Annotated in this window: 7 protein-coding genes; all 7 read right to left on the reverse strand. The window is 37.5% G+C overall.

Annotated elements, in window-relative coordinates; translation table 11 throughout:
• Positions 1–858: 858 nt before the first annotated feature.
• On the reverse strand, positions 859–1,113 hold the full coding sequence (locus tag F0364_RS22700) for a hypothetical protein (protein WP_153800113.1): 255 nt from the start codon (positions 1,111–1,113) through the stop codon (positions 859–861).
• Entirely contained in the window at positions 1,110–1,646 is a 537-nt protein-coding gene (locus F0364_RS22705) for a hypothetical protein (protein ID WP_153800114.1), read from the reverse strand. Before F0364_RS22705 ends, F0364_RS22700 begins: the two co-directional genes overlap by 4 nt.
• A 162-nt stretch (positions 1,647–1,808) precedes the next feature.
• Positions 1,809–2,615, reverse strand: a complete 807-nt coding sequence (locus F0364_RS22710) for a hypothetical protein (RefSeq protein ID WP_153800115.1) — start codon at positions 2,613–2,615, stop codon at positions 1,809–1,811.
• Between the two features lie 212 nt (positions 2,616–2,827).
• Complete coding sequence (locus F0364_RS22715; RefSeq protein WP_153800116.1) at positions 2,828–3,673, reverse strand: hypothetical protein; 846 nt, start codon at positions 3,671–3,673, stop codon at positions 2,828–2,830.
• Between the two features lie 159 nt (positions 3,674–3,832).
• Positions 3,833–4,351, reverse strand: a complete 519-nt coding sequence (locus F0364_RS22720; RefSeq protein ID WP_153800117.1) for a hypothetical protein — start codon at positions 4,349–4,351, stop codon at positions 3,833–3,835.
• A 262-nt stretch (positions 4,352–4,613) separates the two neighbouring features.
• Positions 4,614–4,964 (reverse strand): hypothetical protein, encoded by a 351-nt coding sequence (locus F0364_RS22725; RefSeq protein WP_153800118.1) that lies wholly within the window; start codon positions 4,962–4,964, stop codon positions 4,614–4,616.
• Entirely contained in the window at positions 4,946–5,437 is a 492-nt protein-coding gene (locus tag F0364_RS22730; RefSeq protein WP_153800119.1) for a hypothetical protein, read from the reverse strand. The genes F0364_RS22725 and F0364_RS22730 overlap by 19 nt, the downstream gene beginning before the upstream one ends.
• Between the last annotated feature and the right edge of the window lie 255 nt (positions 5,438–5,692).

Below are 5,692 nucleotides of genomic sequence, written 5' to 3' on the forward strand. Positions count from 1 at the left end.
AACGGTTGGGCTTTGCGAAGTACGGGACTTAGAATTCCGTCCGCCCGCTTGGCCGTACCTTTTTGTTTTACACGGCCAAGGTACAAAAGCCGGGCAGAATTACAACAGTATTTAAGGCGATATTATGTCGCCCGTATTTTGCAAAACCCCTGTTGTGTGCAGTTATTTTGTTCTTACAAATCGACCTTCATTAACAGTTATGTGCACATTTCCTGTGTATGTAGTTCTAAAGAATATGGTGTCTTCTGTTGAGTTTTTTAATTCGAAGCAGTGTTCACCAAAAGAACGGTGAAGTAACTTATTTAATTCGCTACTAGTGTCAGGTGATATTCCGTCAACCTTAAGAGTAAAATAGCAATCATAGATCCAATTAATTTGGCCTCTAAGTGTATCACGAAAACTGCAGCATTTAGAGAACCTATCTTTTGATATTGATATTATTGAGGGTTTTTCTGTGGAGTTGAAAGTGTATTTAATCTGATACTTTCCATCAGGCAATAATTTGCATTTGAATTTAGAAGTTTGTGTCGTCCAAGAGAGGGTACAGAGAGCGAGAGCCAAAAAAAGTAATTTATATTTTGTCATTCTCAATAATCTTTGGTCAGGGTATTTGTACTTCGATGCAGAACTGTACGAAATTGCACACAACGGCTACAGCTTTGCGTTCGGCAGGGCATTTGGAAAACGTCCAGCCCGGAACTGCAGCCGATTAAAGTTACAAAAGTTGAAAATATATTCTATTGTTCATCCGTGTTCGGTCAGCCGGATATGTAGCTGATAGTAGCATTAAGGTGAGGATTTATTCGTTGCCCCCTGCTGACGCAAAACTGCCTGTTGTATGCTGCTTTTTCTGTGCTGCTAAAAACCATCTGCATAATAGTCAACTTTTCCGTCTGAAGTACGGGCAAACTTTATGTCATATTTTTTTTCGTATTTAGTTGCACAGTCTTGTGAACAAAACCAGCCAAAATTTGGGACTGGAACATTTCCGCTTTTATAACATTCTTCTGCCGATGGAATCATTGCATCTTCTGTTAGTTTAGCAACAATTGTGTCGCAAAACTGGCACTTACAATTATCCTCTTGTTTATATTCAGTTACAACTATTTTCATTGGGGTTGCTGCTTATTGATGAGTTTCTCCAAAGCCCTATCATAAACGTCAAAGAAAAATTCATTGTCAACAATGTCTTTTTCTGTATCAATTCCAAAAGAAAGTGTTGACATTGCTCGTCTGCATTTTTCACCAACTAGAACAACAGTTTTTGTTGGCGCTGCTTCCTCAAAAGATAAATCCAGATTGTCACCCCAATTATATTCTAAGTCACTCAAGTCAATTAACAATGCAAAAGGGTCAAATACAGAAACTCCAGTTTTTATTATGCCTTTCATTAGTCCTGCATCTGGCGAACCAGCCGCCCCCTCTCTATAAGTCCCGTGAAAAGAAATAGCTAATATGTCGACAACGTGAGTGTCACGAAGATTCTTAATCTTAAAATCGTAAGTAATTGTCGGGCAGTATTCGTCAATAGTTACAGATTTAAAAACTATAGGGTTTTCTCTTTTAAATAGTTTCCACATAGAAGCTTGATGGTCGTTTAAAGTAGCATACAACGTTAAAGCATTGGCGATGTGGCGGTATTCCATGTTCCATCTGCCCGTTGCCGCTGCTGATTAAAGATACAAAAGCTCATGGTTTATTCCGATGCTCGGCGTTATTCGTCTGCCGAAACTGATGCTGATTAGTGAACCAAAAGCTGAGAATATATTCGTCGCCCCGCCATATTGCCAATGCAATGTTGTGCGTAGTTATCGCTCAGGGTTGTATGACATTTCATTGTACAATGTTTCCTTTGCTATGCCGAATAAAATGTTTCCTACACTTGCGTAGGATTCATATGCTACTCTTTGAATCAATACGTGAGCCTCATTTATTTCGTCTCGTGTCAAAACAAGTTGCTCTCCAACCTTAAAAGATGAAGTCGGATTAAGAGTCAAGTAGTCGTTTGATATTCGATTGCCGTTATGCAAGATCAAGTTTCTTATGGCAATGAGTAAGTCGAGTTTTTCAAGTTCCTTTTTCTTAATTGAAATTTTGAAGAGAAAGGGCTTATTATTCAAACGCTCTATCTGATAAGTAAGCTTGTCATACCCCGATTTTTCAAGTTGTTTATTAATTATAAAGTCTAAAATTTCTGTGACAGATTTCTTGTCGGAAATTTCTTTCCATTTTACTTCCTTTTCTTCTGGCAGTAATTCTGGTTTGTTAGTAAAAATAAACCTCTGTATATCCTGCATTACGGCTTCAAGATGTGCCAAGTAGTTTATTAAATCTTGCCGCAAAATCACTTGCTGAAAGTCGGTTTCCTTTCCTTCTGAAGGCAAGACATGAATTAAAGAGCCTAAAAAACCATAGTCTTTAAAATCCAGTTTCATTGTTTCTTTAGGATCTCCTGCAAAGATTATTTTTTTTGTTTTTTCTCGCCAACTATCTTTTACTATTTGGGGCAAGTTTGCTGGAAAATTTGCAAATATTTCGTCACTGATTGTCCCTAAAAGATGAATCTTTGAGACTGCTTTTGTAAATTCTATTAATATATATTTTAGCTTTTCCATGTAATTACGCACAACGGGCAGGGCTTGCTGCTGTGCTGGAATTTTATAATGTCCAGCCCGGAACCGCTGCTGATTGAAAAACTGAAGTTGAAGTTAACAACAAAAAGCCAAATAGAAATTCGTCTGCCCGATAATAGCTGATAGCGATTTGCAGCCGATTGTTATTCCGTCAGCCAGCATAGCAGCAAACCCAATGATGCCTGTAGTTTTTGTCACACGACATTTAAAATCGTGTCAATTAATTCGTCTGTGTTGTAACCATTAAATGAAAGTGTCCTTGGATGAATAGTCCAGATTACTTTTGTATTTGTGTCGTGCAAAGTATAGACCCAAAACTGATTTTTTACTAAGTCTAACTTTTCTTCTTTATAGTTTAAACCGTCTAAAAACAATTTCTCGTTGCAAGCCCAATTAAAAATAAAAACTAAGTCTGGTTGATATGCTTTGATTGAATGAATTAGCTTGTCAAATATTTTTGATTTGTCTTTTACTTGCCGATATTTTGATTTGTCAAGTGTTTGCCAAATTCCTTGATTTTGCAAACTTTGTTGAACTTCAATTGCATTTGTATTACCATAGCCAAAGTCATTTAAAAGGTCTATATGGTCGTGGTCATAAAATGTTTTGTCAATACTTATGTTGTCTGTAATGCCTTTTAGCCTTAGATGCAATTTCATAGTCAGTGTCCAAAAGCCATAAGCGGCATTTTTATTGTAGTCAAGGAAACCGTAGTCATTTATCCAACTCCTTGTTTCGTCAATATAGTTATCAAACCGTTGGTCTTTGAAGTTTTGCATTAAATTCTTTGTCGGTAACCAGCCGTTGGTGTCCCTGCCAAAGTAAAATATTTTTTTATCGGCTTTGTCATAACCACTCATTATATGCGGTAAAAAAATACTTGAAAAATTTTCGTCAATCTCTATCTGCTCTGTGTCCTGGCAGAACTGTCGAAGTAATGGGTCAAAAATGCTTTTAGCGGAATGTCGGGTCGTCATAAAATTACAGGCAACGAGCAGGGCTTTATGCAGGTTGGGAATTAGTATTTCGTCTGCCCACAACCGCTGCTGATTGAAAATATAAAGTTGAATTTAAGAACTAAAGTTGAAAGTTGTTTGTTCAGCCCGAACCACAGCCTGGATTTGCAATTGGCTGATGTTTGCTGGTCAAGCCCAACTTGCATAAAATCCAATGTTGTAGGCATGTGCTTCAGTGTCTCACTAAAGTTGTTTTAAAATTTGTTCTGCGGTGTCAGCCGTCTCCTTAAAAAACTGTACGTCTTTTTGAATTTCTGAAAAATGTTTTCCTATAACCTCTCTTTTGTTTGTTCTGTCAGTAAGGTGTCCGTTTAGAATAATAGTTTTAATATTTTTCTTTTCCTCTGTGTCAAGTTGTGAAATGTCGATTTTTTTTAAACGCTCAATAAGTGCTGGTCTAAAATCTATTTTTTCATCCTCTTCCTCTATAAATAGTCTATGGACAGCACCTTCAACTTCGTCATTGTCTGAAGATGTAAAAGCGATGTCAATCATTTCTTCTGTCGTGGGCTTTGGGGTGAGTAGCATTAAATTAAAATATCGTCCATTGTCTCTGTCAATCATATATTTTAACCAATGTCGTCCTGTGTTTGGGTCTAAATATTTTTCTGTCCACCCATGATTGGATGAGTCAAGGAGAGTAAGTCCCTTGAGAAAGTTTGAAGCATTTCCCATTAGTCCAAAAAACTTCTTGTCTGTCATGATTAATTTAAGTGAAGTGTCGCATTAGCATTGCCTACAACGGGCAGGGCTTTATGCAGGTTGGGAATTGTTATTCGTCCGCCCACAACCGCTGCTGATTAAAAATATAAAGTTGAATTTAAGAACTAAAGCTGAGATTTATTCGTCCAGCCCGAACCACAGCCAGGAATTGCAATTTGTTGATGTTTCCTGGTCATGCCCAACTTGCATAAAACCCAATGTTGGTAGCTGTGCTTCTTTGTCACATGAAGCTTGCTACAATTTATTTAAACTCTTTTGTCACTTCTATTTGTCCAACGATGTTGCTATTAAATTCTTCAAGTTCTTCTGCTGGCACCCATAATTCATTATGAATTTCGCCACCAACATTTTGAACTTCAAATTTGCTTGCGTAGTCTGTCTTGACAGCAAACTTTGTCACAAAGCCTGAACCCGAAGCAGGGACATTCCAATCTCTTGCAATTTGAATTGCATATTCTTCATTCATTACTGGATAAAAAATTGGTTGCTCTGGAAGTCGTGGTGGAAACTTTGTCCAACCCGATTGTTCAATCAATTCTAATTCTTTTGGTCCAACTGGTCTATAAAGTATTGTTAAGCCGTTTGTTTGCATTGGAATTCAAGTCTGTGTCTGATGTAATCATTTAATAAACGAAGTTCTTCTTTGTCTGTCGTGTTTGCTCTTTTGTTATCAAAGAAATCTAAAAGCTCTTTTGCTCTTTCTTTAGTTAAATTTATTCGCCCCGAACTAATTCCTGTGTCCATAGTGTGAGATGCACCTTTGATGTAGTCTAACAAATACTGCGTCCCACCACGTTGCAATAATTGCTGTGCAAAAAGATGGAAACTGTTGTAAACACCAAAAGTCATTTCAGATGATTTGGCTGTTTCGCAATAAAGGTCTTTGATTAACTCAAGTTTTACCGTGTCAAGTTGAGGAATTAGAAACTCACAAAGCTGCACCCGAAAGTTGTAGTTTTTGTCGTCAAACTCGTTACCATACTTTCCGTTCCAAACCATTTTAATTCTGTCAAAGTCGGCAGAAGTATAATTGTCAGCAAAGGTTTGAAATTCTTGTTGTGTCATAGTTAGAGGGCTGTTGTCTTAGCATAGCTACCAACGGCTACGGCTTGGCGATGTGGCGGTATTTGAAAATCGTCAGCCTGTAACCGCTGCTAAATTTATAACTAAAAGCTCATAGTTTATTCTATTGCCCAGGGCAAACGCATCTAAATATAATGCAGCTATACACAATTGTTAATAAAGATGAAGTTTGTGGGAGATAGGCCAAAAGTTATCCCCGGTTGATTGTTGAGCAGGAATAAAGCAGGAAACTGCATT

Source organism: Foetidibacter luteolus, from assembly GCF_009650435.1.
Lineage (GTDB): Bacteria > Bacteroidota > Bacteroidia > Chitinophagales > Chitinophagaceae > Foetidibacter > Foetidibacter luteolus.

Excerpts from the sequence above, each read along its gene's own strand:
- F0364_RS22730 (WP_153800119.1), bottom strand. The coding sequence starts at position 5,437 with ATGACACAACAAGAATTTCAAACCTTTGCTGACAATTATACTTCTGCC.
- F0364_RS22700 (WP_153800113.1), bottom strand. The coding sequence starts at position 1,113 with ATGAAAATAGTTGTAACTGAATATAAACAAGAGGATAATTGTAAGTGC.
- F0364_RS22705 (WP_153800114.1), bottom strand. The coding sequence starts at position 1,646 with ATGGAATACCGCCACATCGCCAATGCTTTAACGTTGTATGCTACTTTA.
- F0364_RS22720 (WP_153800117.1), bottom strand. The coding sequence starts at position 4,351 with ATGACAGACAAGAAGTTTTTTGGACTAATGGGAAATGCTTCAAACTTT.
- F0364_RS22725 (WP_153800118.1), bottom strand. The coding sequence starts at position 4,964 with ATGCAAACAAACGGCTTAACAATACTTTATAGACCAGTTGGACCAAAA.
- F0364_RS22710 (WP_153800115.1), bottom strand. The coding sequence starts at position 2,615 with ATGGAAAAGCTAAAATATATATTAATAGAATTTACAAAAGCAGTCTCA.